Source organism: Cutibacterium granulosum, from assembly GCF_900186975.1.
In the GTDB taxonomy this organism is placed as follows: domain Bacteria; phylum Actinomycetota; class Actinomycetes; order Propionibacteriales; family Propionibacteriaceae; genus Cutibacterium; species Cutibacterium granulosum.
Genome location: NZ_LT906441.1, coordinates 1,077,351 through 1,092,569, shown reverse-complemented (window position 1 = coordinate 1,092,569; position 15,219 = coordinate 1,077,351). Strand labels below are relative to the sequence as shown.

The following is a 15,219-nucleotide window of genomic DNA, read 5'->3' as shown; positions in this document are numbered from 1 at the left end:
GTCGTGGGACGGGTTGCACTGGACAGGTGCCCAGTCCTGGACCGGACTGCTCTGTCAGGGGTGCGCCTGGGATGCACGCCGGCCCCGAACCAGCGAGGGTCCGGGGCCGACGTGAACCTTGAGGATCAGCTCGTGACGATCAGTCCTCGTCAATGCGCTCGAGCAGCTGGGTCATGAGGTCGACCGCTGCATCGGGGATGACGGTTCCCGGCGGGTAGATCGCCGCGGCACCGTCGGCACGCAGTTCGTCGAAGTCCTGGGTCGGGATGACGCCACCGACGACGATCATGATGTCCGAACGTCCCAGCTTGTCCAGCTCCTTGCGCAGGGCCGGCACCAAGGTGAGGTGTCCGGCGGCAAGGGAGGAGACGCCAACCACGTGGACGTCGGCCTCGACGGCCTGACGGGCGGCCTCCTCCGGGGTCTGGAACAGCGGGCCGACGTCGACGTCCATGCCGAGGTCGGCGTAGGCGGTTGCAACGACCTTCTGGCCACGGTCGTGACCGTCCTGACCCATCTTGGCGATGAAGATACGCGGACGACGTCCAGCCTTCTGCTCGAATTCCTCAACGAGCTCGTGGACCTTGGCAGAGGATTTCGTGTGCCCCGCCTCCTTCGAGTACACACCGGAAATGGTGCGAATCTGGGCGGTGTAGCGACCGAAGCTGCGCTCCATGGCGTCGCTCATCTCGCCAACGGATGCCTGTGCACGACCGGCGTCGATGCACAGCTTGAGCAGGTTGCGATCCGGATCGGTGGGATCGGGGTTCGCAGCCGCCCATGCCAAGCGCTCCAGAGCCTGCTGGCAGGCCTCCTCGTCACGCTCGGCGCGCAGTTTGACGAGCTTGGCCTTCTGCTCGGCGAGCACCTGGGAGTTGTCGACCTTGAGCACCTCGAGGGGCTCCTCCTGGTCGAGCTGGTACTTGTTGACGCCGATGAGGGGCTGACGACCCGAGTCGATGCGTGCTTGGGTACGGGCAGCAGCCTCCTCGATGCGCATCTTCGGGATGCCCTTCTCGATGGCCTTGGCCATACCGCCGGCCTTCTCGACCTCCTGGATGTGGCCCCATGCCTTGCGAGCCAGCTCCAGGGTGAGCTTCTCGACGTAGGCCGAGCCGGTCCACGGGTCGATGACACGGCAGGTGCCCGACTCCTGCTGGATGAACAGCTGGGTGTTACGGGCGATACGGGCGGAGAAGTCCGTCGGCAGGGCGATGGCCTCGTCGAGGGAGTTCGTGTGCAGGGACTGGGTGTGTCCCTGGGTGGCCCCCATGGCCTCCACACAGGTGCGGATGACGTTGTTGTAGACGTCCTGGGCGGTCAGCGACCAGCCGGAGGTCTGCGAGTGGGTACGCAGGCTCATCGACTTCGGATTCTTCGGCCCGAACTGGTGCACGAGCTTGGCCCACAGCATGCGGGCCGCGCGCATCTTGGCGACCTCCATGAAGAAGTTGGTGCCAATGGCCCAGAAGAACGACAGGCGCGGGGCGAACTGGTCGACCTGCAGACCCACCGACTCACCGGCACGGATGTAGTCGACACCGTCGGCCAGGGTGTAGGCCATCTCGATGTCGGCGGTGGCGCCAGCCTCCTGCATGTGGTAACCGGAGATCGAGATGGAGTTCCACTTCGGCATGTTCGCACTGGTGTAGGCGAAGATGTCGGAGATGATCCGCATCGACGGCAGCGGCGGGTAGATGTACGTGTTACGAACCATGAACTCCTTGAGGATGTCGTTCTGGATCGTACCGGCGAGCTGCTCGGGCTTGGCGCCCTGCTCCTCGGCGGCCACCACGTACAGGGCGAGAATCGGCAGCACGGCGCCGTTCATCGTCATGGACACCGACATGCGGTCCAGCGGGATACCCGCGAAGAGCTCGCGCATGTCGAGGATGGAGTCCACGGCCACACCGGCCATGCCGACGTCACCGGGAACACGAGGGTTGTCGGAGTCGTAACCGCGGTGGGTCGGCAGGTCGAAGGCGACCGACAGACCCTTCTGGCCAGCAGCCAGGTTGCGGCGGTAGAAGGCGTTGGACTCCTTGGCGGTGGAGAATCCGGCGTACTGACGAATCGTCCACGGACGGAAGGCGTACATCGTCGCGTAGGGACCGTGGGTGAACGGCGGGATACCGGCGTAGGTGCCCAGCCAGTCCATGTCGGAGTAGACGTCCTGGGAGTAGAGGTGTCCGACCTCGATCTGCTCAGGAGTGATCCACGGATCCTGCTCACCAGCAGCGGCGGCGAGCTTGGCGAACTGCTCCTGGGCGTCGGCGGGAACGGCCGCATCACCCAGGTTGATGGAATCGAAACGGGGCAAGGTTGTCACTTGGCAACTCCCATTGTGTCGAGAACGGAGGAGAGGGTGTCGACGACGTTCATCCCGAGGAAGACGCGTCCATCGACGAGCTCTTCGGCTGCTGCGGCGTCGTCACCGAATTCCTTGAAGGCACCGGAGAGGTAGACGGCCTTGGCACCGGCGTCCTTGAGAGCCTTGACGACCTCAAGTCCCTGCTCGGCGTAGGTCTTGGCGTTGGAGCACAGGTCGGCGATCTGGGCACCGGACTCCTTGAAGGCCTTGACGACCTCCTCGGTGGTGCCTCCCTCGCACTCGGGGGTCTCCAGGCCAGCGATGTGCCACACCGGGGCGGAGAATCCTTCACGGGGGCCGAAGTCGCGACGAGTCCCCAAGCAGGCCAGGAAGACCTTCGGACGCTCGGCGCAGGTGGCGGAGCGATCGACGAGGGCCTCGAAGACCTCGGCATCGCGATGCCACTGCAGCCCGTTGTGGGGTGCACCCTGCGGGAACGGCTTGGTCTCGACGGTCTTGGCGTCCAGCAGCGGGAACTCGCTGACGGCCGTAATCGGCTGCTTACGAGTGGCCAACCGCTTGGCACGCTCGGTGTTGAGCTTGTCGAGCTCGGTGCGGACATGGTCACCGGTGAGGGCTGCCGCCATGCCACCAGCGGCCTCGACGCTCTGGAACTCAGCCCAGGCAGCATCTGCCAGGGACTTGGTGAGCGACTCGACGTAGAAGGAGCCACCAGCCGGATCGTTGACGCGGCCGATGTTCGACTCCTCGGAGAGGATGATGCCGGTGTTGCGGGCAATACGACGCGAGAAGTCACTCTTCGGCAGGCCGATGGCGTCGTCGAAGGGCAGCGTCGTGATGGCCTCGGCACCGCCGACGGCGGCACCGAAGGTGGAGATGGTGCCACGCAGGATGTTGACGTAGGGATCGTCGCGGGTGAGCTCACGCCAGCTGGTGACGGCCTCCTGACGTGCACCACGCTTGCCTGCGGGAACCTCGAAGACCTCACCGACGCGGTTCCACAGGGTACGCAGGGCACGCAGTCGCGAGATGGTGAGGAACTGGTCATGGGTGGCAGACACCCGGAAGTTGATGCTGTCGAAGGCCTGCTCGGCAGTCAGCCCCTGCTCGATGAGGGCACGCACGTACTCGACACCGGTGGCAATGGCCCAGGCGAGCTCGGCGACGTCACCGGCACCGGCGTTGTGGTACACGGTCGCGTCGACGACGATCGGTCGAGCATTCTTGTACCCGTCAACCTTCTTGACCCATTCGGAGAGTCCGGACAGGTCGGGCTCGCCACCATTGATGGCAGCTGAACCGATCGGGTCGATGCCCAGGTTGAACGAGATCTCATCCTTCTTGGCGTCGGACTTCTCGATGGCAGCCAGCAGGGCATCGGCGGCAACGGCCTGGTCATCGCGGCTGGAAACCTCGATCTTGGCCAGGTTGAGCAACACACCCTCGAGCACGGAATCGATGTCGGAGGCGGCAATGGCGTCGTCACCGACTCGCAGCCAGATGGAGGTGACACCACGCTCGAGATCGGTGAGGATCGCCTTGCGGGTGAAGGCGACATCGGGGTCCTCGTGCAGGGCACGCACGTCCCAGGAGTCGATGACGCCGGTACGAATGGTGGTACCACGGGTGAACGGGGGAACGCCGGGAGCTCCGAGGTCCTCGGGAGCATCCTGGCGGGTGTACATGGGTTCGATCTTGACGCCGTCGACCGTGGTCGGCTGCAGACGTGCCATGCCCTTCTCGAGGTTGAGCTGCTTGCCCTCGGGACGCCCACGGTTGAGGACCTTGAGCACCTCCTTGTGCCACTGCTCCTGGGTCGGGGCCGGGAAGTCACCGGCGAGGGTGAGCGTCTCGGGCATGTCGACCTTGGCCGGCGTCGAGACGTTGTCGGGATCAGTCATACTCTTCAGACTCCTGCTCCGCTTTGGATAGACATACGTCGTCGTCCTCCCCTCGGGGACCACGTCATTGTCGTCGCACCGGGTGCGGCAACATGCTGGCAGGTCTTCGGACTCATGGGCGTCTCGTCGTTGACGAGTCCTACGTCACCGCTTCCCGGGGCCGAAGCCCAGTGCTTGATTGCCGTCGTCCCGGACGGGATGGCGTCAATGGTGATCTCGTTCCCATTCACCGCTGCGGGGCAGTTCCGGAGTTTCACCGGATTCCCTTTCACTGCTGGTCCAACCCATGACCTCACGCGATCACGACCTTCCCAGCACCAGCTCCTACCAGCTTATAAGATGAACGTCGACCGGGCAGCAGGGGGCTACCTCCTACGCACGATCGTGCAGCGAGGAATTGGCACAATCGACCCAGTTTTCACTCGTTCGTCGTATCCTTCGCTCACAGATCTGCATCCCTGCAGCGAAATCCGACTCCGGGGCCACTGTGCCACGACACGAGCCAGCGTCTCCTGGGCGCTGGCCAGCCGTCACCCCTCCCGGAAGATTCATCGGAGGCAGAGGATACGGCCTTGTCACGGCGTCACCTTGGTGAGACCGCACATCGGGGATGGTCCGAGCGAGCCTCAACCGTCTTGCCGATCCACGTCTCCAGAAGCCGATACGTCTGTTCCCGGTCTCGTTCGTGCAGCAGCTCATGTCGAGCATCAGGCTCCAGATGGACGTCCACCTGGAGCACCCCGTTCGCCGTAAGCTCACCGGCCACGCGACGCACTCCCCTGCCGTTGCCGCCGACCGGATCGCTGTCACCGCTCATGAGCAGTACCGGCAGCCGCGGTGGAATGGCTCGTAGGATCGTACTGGAGTTGCTCGTCTCACTGAGCCGAACCAGCTCCCGGTACAGCCCCACCGAGGCAGTGAATCCGCACAGTGGATCATTGCAGTAGGCGTCCACCTCACTGGCCTGTCGGCTGAGCCAGTCGAACCGGGTACGAACGGGACGAAACCGAAGATTCATGGAGCCAAAGATCAGGGTCTCCATCACTCGACTGGCAGAATCCTCACCAGCCATGACAATCTGGCTGGTCGCCGCACCACGAGCCACCTTCGCCAATGGGCCTGCTGAAGCTCCGGTCCCCAGTAGCACGAGCGCAGTCATTTCCCGGCCCCGACGAGCTGCGACGATCCGCGCCAGGAACGACCCCATCGAATGACCCACGAGGATCCAGGGCAGCTTCGGGTGCTGGGAGCGCACATCATCGGTCACTCGACACAGGTCGTCAACGATCTGATGGTAGCCCCGGTCGGGGGCCTGCCCGAGGGTGCCGTCCGCCAGTGCCCGCGGTCCGTGGCCACGGTGATCGTTGGCCACCACGAGCCAGCCAGACTGCGCCAGGCAACGTGCGAACTCGTCGTAGCGAGCAGCGTACTCGGCGAACCCGTGCACCAGTTGGATGAATCCACGCGGTTGACAACCAGGCCGCCAGATGAGCACGTCAATCTGCGCACCGTCGTCGGCAGTGAGGGTGATGGTGTCCATGGATCCTCCCGAGGTTGTGATCGAGCATCGCAGTGCCCAGAGTATTCGGTCAATGCATCACGGCCGTGACCGGTACGGCTCACTGTGGGTGATTCTCGACGTACACATCCATGGTGTCGTTGCGCATGGCATCCGAGAGCTCCTGCAGCCCTTCCTTGTCGACGACGTCATAGGCCTGACCGTCCTTCGACCTGCCAAACCCGGAAATGGGGGCTTGCACCTGCACGACCTTGTCACCGGAGGTGAATCGCAGACTCATGGCAAGTTTGCGAATCTCCGAATTGGTGAGCTTGTCGTCGACGGTCATGGTACGTCCGGCCAAGGTGGCGACGTCATCGAACTTCGAGGGATTGGCGAGCGTACCCGCAGAGAGGGTTTTGTCGATGATGGCCGTGAGGACATCCCGCTGACGGCGCGCACGATCAAGATCGCCGTTCTTGAGATCCCGGCGTTCGCGGACGTACTTGAGGGCCGCATTGCCTTTGAGCGTGATGTCTCCTGCTGGAAAGTGCATGCCCTCAATGGTGGAATCCTGATCGTTGTACACCTGTACACCGCCAAGAGCGGTCGTGAGTTCCTTGAAACCAGTGAAGTCGATGACGGCAGCATGATCCATGCGTACATTCGTCAAACTTTCAAGGGTCTGAATGGTCAGCGGCACGCCACCCCACGAATATGCAGCGTTGATCTTGGCCTGGGAAGGTTTGCCGATGACCTTGTTGGGCGGGATCGTCACCCACATGTCACGCAGGAAGCTGATGAGGTACAGATGCTCTCGATCCGCTGGCAGGTATGCCACCATCAGGGAGTCGGACCGACCTCGATCCCAACCCCGGGAGTCCGATCCCAGGAGTACGAAGGTTCGAGCGCCATCCGTAGCCGTGCTGGGGCGGGGGCTCGCGGTGGGCATCGTGAGAGGCTCCCGATTGATCTCGTCCAGACCATTGGTGAGGTGCTTGAGGAAATAGCCCAGAACACCGACGACAAGCAGGATGATGGCCAGCACAGCACACAGGAAGATCACTGGGGCACGACGACGATGCCCCGATGATGCCGCTCCAACGCCCTCGGTGATCGATTCCTCGTCCTGCCTGTGTGCATCCATACCGCGCCGCGGGGGAACACCCTCATCGGCACCAAAGAGGTCAAGCTCATCATCGTCATCCACGCTGGATCCCCTTGTCCTGTCTCCACCTTCCGCGCACCATCGGAGCCGATACGGGAAATCCCGCCCCAAGTTCTCCGTCCAAGGAGACTGATTTTGGATGGGGGTGCTGAGCAAGATGCCAAGCCAAATGTTAGCATGACCGGAGTTCAGGTTTCTTGGTACCAGCACGTACGCCGTATCCGAAAGGCATCATCATTCCCAGTAGCAAGCCAACGGGTGTGAGACATCCATCTTGGCCGAGCCACATACGCAATGTGCTTGTCCTTGGCGATGCCTTGGCCATTGCCTCGGCGCTCATGGCAACGTTGTACATCCGCATACCCGATCCCGACACCCCTCTGGCCGGGGCTCGGTGCCTCACCTATCCGACGCTCGCCCTGGGCCTTGGGAGTGTGTGGCTCGTCGTCCTTTCCACCAATGGCAGCCATCGAATCCGACTGGTGGGCTCTGGCCTTCAGCAGTACCAACTGGCCATGCGTGGAACCCTGTGGGTCTTCGGCGTTCTGGCAGTTCTCAGCTACCTGTTCAAGTTGTCGGTGTCCCGATCCCTGTTCCTCATTGCGTTGCCCTTGGGACTGATCCTCATGTGCCTCGAGCGGAAGGTGATCCGGAAAGTCATCCAACGGTCCCGCAAGCAAGGACGATTCCTGATCCCGACACTTGTGATCGGGGCTGGCCCAGAGGTCGAGCGAACCGTCCAGACTCTTCGCCGGAACATCGCCGTCGGTTACGCACCTGCTGCCGTTTGCCTCAACGGGGAGGAACCACAGAAATGCAGTGACCTTCCTGCAGACCTGCCAGTACTCGGCTACCCACAGCTCCTCAAGGAGGTTCGCGAGTTTCCACTCTCTGCCGTGGTGGCCGCCGGCGGTATGTCGAGCGTGCAGACAAAGCAATTGTCCTGGGATCTTGAGGACTGTCGTACCCAGCTCCTCTTCATACCCGAACTCATCGATGTCGCCGGACCGCGGATGAGCACATACGAGGCAGCGGGGCTCAACCTCGTTCACGTCGATCTGGCCAGATACTCCGGAATAAAGTATCTCATCAAAAGAGTATTCGACATTTTGGCGTCAACTGTGGCCTTGATTGTCTTCTCACCAACCATGGCGGTCACGGCACTCGCCATCCGACTGGAGGACGGCGGACCAGTCATCTTCAAACAGGAACGCATCGGCGAGAATGGGAAACCCTTCACGATTCACAAATTCCGAAGCATGGCAGTGGATGCCGAAGCGCGTATGGCGGAACTCATCGACGCCAACGGTGGGTCTGCACTCCTGTTCAAGATGGAGGATGACCCAAGAATCACCAAGGTCGGCAGATTCATCAGAAAGTATTCCATCGACGAACTGCCCCAGTTCTGGACCGTCCTTCGAGGCTCGATGAGCATCGTCGGGCCACGTCCTCAAGTGCAACGCGAGGTGGACGAGTATGAGGGGCCAACTCATCGACGCCTGCTCGTCAAACCTGGGATCACGGGGCTGTGGCAAATTGGAGGGCGCTCAGACCTACCACTCGAGGAAGCCATCCGACTCGACCTCAGGTACGTCGAGAACTGGTCCCTTCTGGGAGACATCTCGATCATCCTCAAGACGGTCAAGGTCGTGCTGTTCCCCAACGGAGCATATTGATGTTGCACGACGGAGAACCGAACGGACGACACCCCTTGAACCGCCCCAGCCACTCAGCACCTCGGCGGCCAGCACATCTCCTTCCCCCAGAATCATCCAGCACCTACGACCATCGTCCCTACGTCAGCCCTCGTCGAGCGATCCTGGACGGCGAATCATGTTCAGACAGTCGCTGTGCCTCACCAGAACCTGCCCCTCGCCACGCAACCTGGGCCTTCTGGTTGGAGCCACGATTCATCGTCATCGCATTCTCCGGCGTACTTGCGTTGTGCACACTCCTCTACCCCGCAAGCAGGTTCGACAACTGGTCAACGAGCAAATATTTCCACACACCGGAGTTCACACTCACTGTGGCAGCCATCGTGGCTCTCTGCCTCGGCATGACGCTGGCAACCCACGTGACCCCTGCCTCTCGAGCAGGCAGAGTGGAGTCCGACGCCGAACCGCACGTGATAGAAGGGTGGTACCACGCCCTGGGTCTCATCGTCGTCCTGGGATACGTGTCCTGGGCCGTCATCGCCACTGCACGCGGAGCGACCTTGGAACTGTTCCTGGCCGTGATCCATCGGGACATGGGGGCCATCTCATTCCTCAAGCAACGTTTGGCTCCGGTCTCGGGAGTGACAACCCTCACACAGGTCTCCTGCATCGTGTCAGCCTTGGGGGCATATCGATACACCACGACCAGAAAGATTGGCAAACTCTGGTGCTTCGTCCTTCTGACGGGCATGTTCCGTGCATTGTTCTATGCGGAACGTCTTGCACTCATGGAGGTCGTCATCCCAGCGGTGCTTGTCCTCATCGTGACGAGTCATTTCATGAGGAATCACCGACTTCTCATGAATCTCATCCCCGTGATCGGACTCGCATTCCTCGTCATCGTCTTCTCCGCCTCGGAGTACTTCCGGAGCTGGATCTTCTACTCACAGTCCGGTGACACGTCATTCGTCCCATGGGTACTTGACAGACTGCTGGCCTACTACACGACGTCGTTCAACAACAACGCCCTCTTCTACTCCCAGGTGACCGGATCTCCACACCCCATATACTTCACCATCCCATTCGTCTTTGACTTTCCAGGATTCTCATCCATCTTCGGGGCACCATCATTTGGTGGTTTGCTACCGGAGGATTGGTGGTTCTCCACGCTGTCCTGGTATGCGACCCCCGAGTTCAACAACAGTGGGTCCTATCTGACGCCAATCGCCGATCTCGGTCTCATCGGCGGTCTGACATTCTGGCTCATACTTGGTATCTCCCTTGGCTACGTGTACCGGAGGGCACGAGAGGGTTCTGATGTGGCACTCATTGCGTACTCAACCCTCTTCCTCGGCCTTCTCGAACTGCCGCGGTTCACGTACTGGACCTTGGGAAGATTCTTTCCCGCAGCCGTGGCATTGATATTCTTCATGGGCCATTCGATGACCCATGACCATTCACCAGTTCACAAGACATCGCACCAGAGACATGAATTGAGGGGATTCTCACGATGATCGACAGCTGCCATGCAATTCCCCCACATCCAGACCGACATCCTCGCATTCTGCACGTCACGGAATGTTTCCTGGGCGGTACTCGGAGCGCCATTCTGTCCTATGCAGGTGACATCCCGGAGATGGATCATGGACTCCTCGGAACACTGGGTCGTTCACGTGGTGACCTCAACGCACCTGACGAGAAGTTCCTGGAGGTTCATGCTCTGCCCGACGGACACCTCGCCCGTATCAGAGCCATCCGCTCCCTGGTCGTCGCATGGCAACCCGACATCATCCACGCCCACTCCAGTTTCGCTGGAGTCTACGTGCGTCTCGCCATCCGCAACAGCCCTCGACACCGAGTGGTGTACACACCGCATGCCTACGGCTTCGAAAGACTTGACATCGGGCCGGTGAAGCGCGCAGCCATACACGCCGCTGAAGCCCTTCTGACACGCAACACGGAGGTCATTGCCGCGTGCAGCACACGGGAGCAGAAACTCGCCCACGACATGCATGCCAGACGGACCGTCTTCGTGCCCAATGTCGCGGCTGCACAATTCCACACCCATGACGCGGTGCAGTCATTGCCAGAACACCGTGTTGTCACCGTCATGGGCCGTATCGTCCCCCAACGGGACCCCGAGTTCATCTGTCGCGTGGCAGACGAGCTCGCACGAAGCGACCGCGAAACGACGATCCAGTGGATCGGGGACGGCGATCCTGATGGCGTGGCCGCCCTACGTCGGCACGGAATCAAGGTCACGGGATGGCTCGACGCCGCAGACATCATGGTCAGACTCGAGAAGTCCAGCGCCTACCTCCATCCTGGGCGCTGGGAGGGATTCCCCGTCGCCATCCTCGAGGCCCACGCCATGGGACTTCCCATCATCGCTCGGGATGCCGCGTACCTGTATGACGCCCCCTCCGGCGTCCGCGGATCGAACCCGTCCGAGATCGCCAAGGCCCTCGTGTCACTCGTGGCGGACGAATCAGCACGTCGGAGCAACTACGCGTTGTGGTCCGCCCATCTGAACCACAACACATCTGAGGCACAGCGGGCGGCTCTGCTCGAGGTCTACACTCCACAGAGCACCCCATCCTCCCCGGACAACCACAGGAGGGCATCATGAGAGTCAGCCTCTCGGGACGTTTCATCGAGCGAAATGTCGGCGGCAACACCACCTACGCTCGCAATCTCGAATCCGGTCTCATCGAGCGGGGGGTTGAGATCGAGCACATCCCGTACGCCTCATCAGCCCCGTTGACTGCTCTCCGGGAATCGCTCTACGGCGTGAATCCACCCCAGCAGGTGCAGGTCATCCACTACATCGCCGACACCGGGCCACTCCTTCCTCTCCGACGCCCCAGCGTCGTGACAGTGCATGGTCTGGCATCCCGATGGACGACCGTGTCCCGCAGCCGCCGTGCCCAGGCCGTGTGGACCGCGCGGGTGAGGGCGGCAATCCACCTGTGCGACCACGTCATCACCGTCTCCCACTCCAGTGCGAACGACATCCGTGACGTGTTCGGCGTCGATCCGGACGACATCACCGTCATTCCGCACGGATTCGACCCGAAGATCACGGCAGGTCCGTCGGAGCCACCGGAGCGGCTGTCCCACCTCGAGCACGAGCCTTTCGTGCTGTATCTGGGAAATGTCGAGCCTCGCAAGAATCTCGTCGCCCTCGCCGAGGCATTCGACTCACCGGACCTCACCGGAATGAAACTCGTCGTCGCCGGGCGCAAAGCGTGGGACTTCGAGGAATCCATTCGCGCCTTCGAGGCTCGTGACAACATCGAGTACCTGGGATTCGTGAGCGACGAGGAACGCATGTGGCTCTACCAACACTGCGCGATCTTCGTGTTCCCGAGCCATTACGAAGGTTTCGGTCTGCCCGTGCTGGAGGCGCTCGGTGCTGGTACGCCTGTGGCCTGCACCAGGAATGGGTCCCTGGCCGAGGTCGCCGGCCCGTCTGCCGTGATCGAGGACACCTCGCGGGAGGCCATCGCCGATGGTCTGGCGCGAGCTCTGGCCGACACGGCATGGCTGCAGAAGGTTCGCCATGATGGCCCGGAATGGGCACGTCAATTCAGCTGGGATCGATCGATCGACGCCCACATCAACGTCTACCGAAGGCTGTGCGCATGACACGTGTCGCCCTGCTCCACGCATACAGTCCCAGGAACTCAGGCGACGGCCTCCTCGTGCAGGAAGCCCTCACCTTCATCCACGAGTCCCTGGGCTCAGAGGTCGACATCGATCTTTTCGCCTCCCGCGCCGAGGACTTCGCCGAGCTGCGTCTGCCTCGCACGACCTGCATCTCGACGAAACCCACACGTCACGGCCTGAGCCGGGATTATCTTCGTCGTATTTCCCACCTGGACTCATACGATCTCGTCGTGGGGGTGGGCGGAGCATATCTGCGCTTCGGCCAGCCCATCGAAGCACTCAAGAGCTGGCTGGTCCACGTACCGCAGCTGTACCTCGCGTCCAGGACCACGACTCCAACCGTCTACCTGCCCCAGAGCTGTGGCCCGTTCGGTCCGCTCTCCAGACACGTCGTTCCCCGAATGATGTCGCGCATGGACCATGCGTGGTTGCGAGACGATCGGTCGATCGCCCAGTGCCGTATGGATCACGCTCACCGTGCCCCCGACTGCGCCTTGCTGAGCCTCAACCGCATCCAGCTGCCTTTCGACGACATGGCATTGCCCATTGTTGGCAGCCGAACCCTACGCGGACATGCGAACCAGTCCGTCGCAGAGCTGGCCAGGCTCGTAGGCCCCGTCGACGGACTGGTGCAAAGTGCTGTGGGGGCCAACAATGACGCACCCACGACGAGCAGGATCGCCACCGGGGAACTCTTTGACCAAGCGGGGTTGCAGGCTCTGGACCGCGCCCGCGTCGTCGTCTCCGTTCGTCTGCATGGTGCCATCATGGCCCTGGCCGCCGGACACTACGTTGTCCACCTGTCCTACGAGCGCAAGGGATTCGGGGCGTTCGAGGATCTCGGTCTGACCGAGTACGTGCACAACGTCTACTCGTTCAGCCCCGCCACGGTGGCCAACCAGGTACGCGCCCTACAACAGAGCCCAGCGGCTCGCTCCCGCTACGACGAGTGCGTCGCACGTGCCCAGGAGCGGCTTCACGCCTCACGCCGGGCCATCGTGACAGCCATGCACACCGCGACGGTGGGGGCCCGCCCGTGACAGCAACCGCCGAGCGCATTCTCATCGACACCCTGGGCCTGGGCAGCAGCCGACAGAGCTGCCGGGCGCGAAACCTCCTGTCTGCTTCCTTCGAGAATCTCCGCGGACACGTCATGGCAGGACGACGATCCTCATGAGCGCACCCACGTCCACCACACCAGAGACCGGGTCGGCAGGGCATTCCTCCACCCGTACCAAGGTGATGTCCCTGGTCAGCAAGTTGGCGAGCATTGCCTCGGCCGGGATGGCCGCAGTCATCCCGATCGGCATTCTCAGCGGTGCCGGTTATCTCTACGACAGCGTCTCCGTGGGTCAGCTCGCCGTTCGTCTCGCCATGACCGCCTATGTGGCACAGGTGACGGGAGCAGCACTCGTCGAGGCACCGCTGTTCGGCAAGTCCGGCCATCGTCCCCAGCTGCCGACCCTCCTCTATCTCGTTGGCTTCGTGGGCTGCGCCGTCTGGGCACTCGGGGCCGGGCACCTTGCGGTGGCCACCGTCGGGCTTTTCCTCATGCTCCCATCACTGGAGTGCGCCCGCGCCGCCGCCGTACTCCAGGGAGGCTGGCAGCGTGAGCTCGTGGTGGGAACCGTCCTGTTCGTCTCGGTCGTCCTCGTGCTCGTCTGCAAAAGTACTGTGGCACTCCATGTGGGGGTCGCCATTGCCGTGGCCATCGCCATCGCCATCCGCATGCCAGGACGCTGGACAGGATTCCAGCCAGTTCGAGGAGCACAGTGGTGGGTCGTGGCGGAGACGGCAATCATAGGGCTGGTCCAACCCGTCGCGCTCAAACTCGCCTACCACGGGCTCGGCCCGAGTGCCGCCACGGGTCTGAAATTCGTGATGACCATCGCCAACGTCATCTCGCCAATCCTGTACTACCTCAGGCTCAGACTCCTCGACCGGCACTCCAGGGCCGACATCATGCTGTCAACCGTCCTCATCGTCGCATCCAGCGGAGCCATCCTCATCATGCAGATCTGCGGCATCCTGCGTCTCGCGCTGGGCCCCGGCTGGGACACGGTGACGATGCTCATGCTCGTCGTTGCCATGATCTGGAAGTTCGTCACGGTCGTGTCGACCATCCCCTTCACCACCTTGCGACGCTTGGGGCGTGGCGCGACGGTCCTGGTGCTGAGGAGCCTCACCACCGCTGCATACATTGGTGGCGTCCTCGCAGCGCTCGCTGCCAGACCGACGACGACCGGGGTGCTGTGCGCATTCGTCCTGGCTGAAGCAGCATCGTGCGTACTGTTCGAGATCGCTTGTGTGCGTGCCAAACGAGAGGAGGGCAGATGACCGGCCTAGTCTCCCCAGTCGACACGCGTCGCAAGAATGTCGACGTCAGCCAGGATGCGCTTGGCACAGATCATCTTGACGCTGTCGTCATGCCCATAGGGATCATCGATCCAGTCAGCATCAACGATGCGCGGAGCGTCACTGGTGACCGCCTCGACAACGTGTGTCAATGGCAGTCGTCCGCTCCGAGGAAGCGTACCGAGACCACGCGCCACCTGCCCGATCGCCACGACACGGCCCATGTGCTCGGGGAACTCCTGCCTCATCCATGCGCGGTGCTCAGGGCCGAACACCACGACAGCCGCAGTGTTCGCAATCATCCTCCCCGTCACCTGGCGGGCTTCGTGATCCCCGAGGGCCAAACCGAGTTCTGCTCCAGCTCGCGCCATTCCCGGATCCATGGGCCATCCCTGCATGGCACGAATCCCGGCCGAGGCCACACACGTGTCGGCACGATCCCCCACACGTGCTCGCAACGCCGCTGCAGCGAATGCCGACCGGCAGATGTTCCCCGTACAGACGAACAGGAGCGTCGACCCAGACACCTGGTTCCGGACGGCTCCAGTTCGGAGCCAGCGTGGCGGATTGCTCATCCTCATCTCCCTTGGGCCAGTACGACGATCCCTGGTATGAACAGTACGGTTCCGGGCCAAACCGCA

General features: G+C 62.2%; 12 protein-coding genes and 1 riboswitch. Of the genes, 7 read left to right on the top strand and 5 right to left on the bottom strand.

The window, feature by feature from the left end:
- Positions 1-139 precede the first annotated feature (139 nt).
- The 4 genes from scpA to CKV91_RS04550 all read right to left on the bottom strand — a co-directional run bounded on the left by scpA (position 140) and on the right by CKV91_RS04550 (position 6,941).
- Positions 140-2,329, bottom strand: coding sequence for a methylmalonyl-CoA mutase (gene scpA, locus CKV91_RS04565; RefSeq protein WP_021104540.1), 2,190 nt, complete (start codon positions 2,327-2,329; stop codon positions 140-142).
- A complete protein-coding gene (gene mutA / locus CKV91_RS04560; protein ID WP_065861003.1) occupies positions 2,326-4,233 on the bottom strand; it encodes a methylmalonyl-CoA mutase small subunit in 1,908 nt (635 codons plus the stop codon). Before mutA ends, scpA begins: the two co-directional genes overlap by 4 nt.
- 80 nt (positions 4,234-4,313) lie before the next feature.
- Positions 4,314-4,536, bottom strand: a riboswitch (cobalamin riboswitch).
- Positions 4,537-4,816: 280 nt separating this feature from the next.
- Positions 4,817-5,773: an alpha/beta fold hydrolase gene (locus CKV91_RS04555; protein ID WP_065861002.1), complete on the bottom strand. Its 957-nt coding sequence runs from the start codon at positions 5,771-5,773 to the stop codon at positions 4,817-4,819.
- Positions 5,774-5,852: 79 nt separating this feature from the next.
- On the bottom strand, positions 5,853-6,941 hold the full coding sequence (locus CKV91_RS04550) for an LCP family protein (RefSeq protein WP_021104544.1): 1,089 nt from the start codon (positions 6,939-6,941) through the stop codon (positions 5,853-5,855).
- A gap of 254 nt (positions 6,942-7,195) precedes the next feature.
- On the opposite strand from CKV91_RS04550, the gene CKV91_RS04545 reads away from it, so the two are divergent.
- The 6 genes from CKV91_RS04545 (at position 7,196) to CKV91_RS04520 (ending at position 14,560) form a co-directional block, all read left to right on the top strand.
- On the top strand, positions 7,196-8,575 hold the full coding sequence (locus CKV91_RS04545; protein ID WP_021105953.1) for a sugar transferase: 1,380 nt from the start codon (positions 7,196-7,198) through the stop codon (positions 8,573-8,575).
- Entirely contained in the window at positions 8,575-10,068 is a 1,494-nt protein-coding gene (locus CKV91_RS04540) for an O-antigen polymerase (RefSeq protein ID WP_095140969.1), read from the top strand. Before CKV91_RS04545 ends, CKV91_RS04540 begins: the two co-directional genes overlap by 1 nt.
- 122 nt (positions 10,069-10,190) lie before the next feature.
- Positions 10,191-11,183: a glycosyltransferase gene (locus CKV91_RS04535; RefSeq protein ID WP_162141733.1), complete on the top strand. Its 993-nt coding sequence runs from the start codon at positions 10,191-10,193 to the stop codon at positions 11,181-11,183.
- Positions 11,180-12,202, top strand: coding sequence for a glycosyltransferase family 4 protein (locus CKV91_RS04530; RefSeq protein ID WP_021104548.1), 1,023 nt, complete (start codon positions 11,180-11,182; stop codon positions 12,200-12,202). The genes CKV91_RS04535 and CKV91_RS04530 overlap by 4 nt, the downstream gene beginning before the upstream one ends.
- The gene (locus tag CKV91_RS04525) at positions 12,199-13,263 is read left to right on the top strand and encodes a polysaccharide pyruvyl transferase family protein (protein ID WP_021105950.1); all 1,065 of its coding nucleotides are present in this window, start codon (positions 12,199-12,201) and stop codon (positions 13,261-13,263) included. Before CKV91_RS04530 ends, CKV91_RS04525 begins: the two co-directional genes overlap by 4 nt.
- 133 nt (positions 13,264-13,396) lie before the next feature.
- A complete protein-coding gene (locus tag CKV91_RS04520; RefSeq protein ID WP_021105949.1) occupies positions 13,397-14,560 on the top strand; it encodes a hypothetical protein in 1,164 nt (387 codons plus the stop codon).
- A 5-nt stretch (positions 14,561-14,565) separates the two neighbouring features.
- Here the strand turns inward: CKV91_RS04520 and CKV91_RS04515 are convergent, their stop codons facing one another.
- Positions 14,566-15,036, bottom strand: a complete 471-nt coding sequence (locus tag CKV91_RS04515; RefSeq protein ID WP_231933841.1) for a low molecular weight phosphatase family protein — start codon at positions 15,034-15,036, stop codon at positions 14,566-14,568.
- Between CKV91_RS04515 and CKV91_RS09795 the strand changes: the two genes are divergently transcribed.
- Positions 14,975-15,193, top strand: a complete 219-nt coding sequence (locus CKV91_RS09795) for a hypothetical protein (protein ID WP_231933870.1) — start codon at positions 14,975-14,977, stop codon at positions 15,191-15,193. The genes CKV91_RS04515 and CKV91_RS09795 overlap by 62 nt on opposite strands.
- Positions 15,194-15,219 lie beyond the last annotated feature (26 nt).

Bases quoted from the DNA above. Each gene is read 5' to 3' on its own strand.
- CKV91_RS09795 (WP_231933870.1), top strand. From the start codon at position 14,975: ATGGCACGAATCCCGGCCGAGGCCACACACGTGTCGGCACGATCCCCC.
- CKV91_RS04530 (WP_021104548.1), top strand. From the start codon at position 11,180: ATGAGAGTCAGCCTCTCGGGACGTTTCATCGAGCGAAATGTCGGCGGC.
- CKV91_RS04535 (WP_162141733.1), top strand. From the start codon at position 10,191: ATGGATCATGGACTCCTCGGAACACTGGGTCGTTCACGTGGTGACCTC.
- CKV91_RS04520 (WP_021105949.1), top strand. From the start codon at position 13,397: ATGAGCGCACCCACGTCCACCACACCAGAGACCGGGTCGGCAGGGCAT.
- CKV91_RS04540 (WP_095140969.1), top strand. From the start codon at position 8,575: ATGTTGCACGACGGAGAACCGAACGGACGACACCCCTTGAACCGCCCC.
- CKV91_RS04525 (WP_021105950.1), top strand. From the start codon at position 12,199: ATGACACGTGTCGCCCTGCTCCACGCATACAGTCCCAGGAACTCAGGC.
- mutA (WP_065861003.1), bottom strand. From the start codon at position 4,233: ATGACTGATCCCGACAACGTCTCGACGCCGGCCAAGGTCGACATGCCC.
- CKV91_RS04555 (WP_065861002.1), bottom strand. From the start codon at position 5,773: ATGGACACCATCACCCTCACTGCCGACGACGGTGCGCAGATTGACGTG.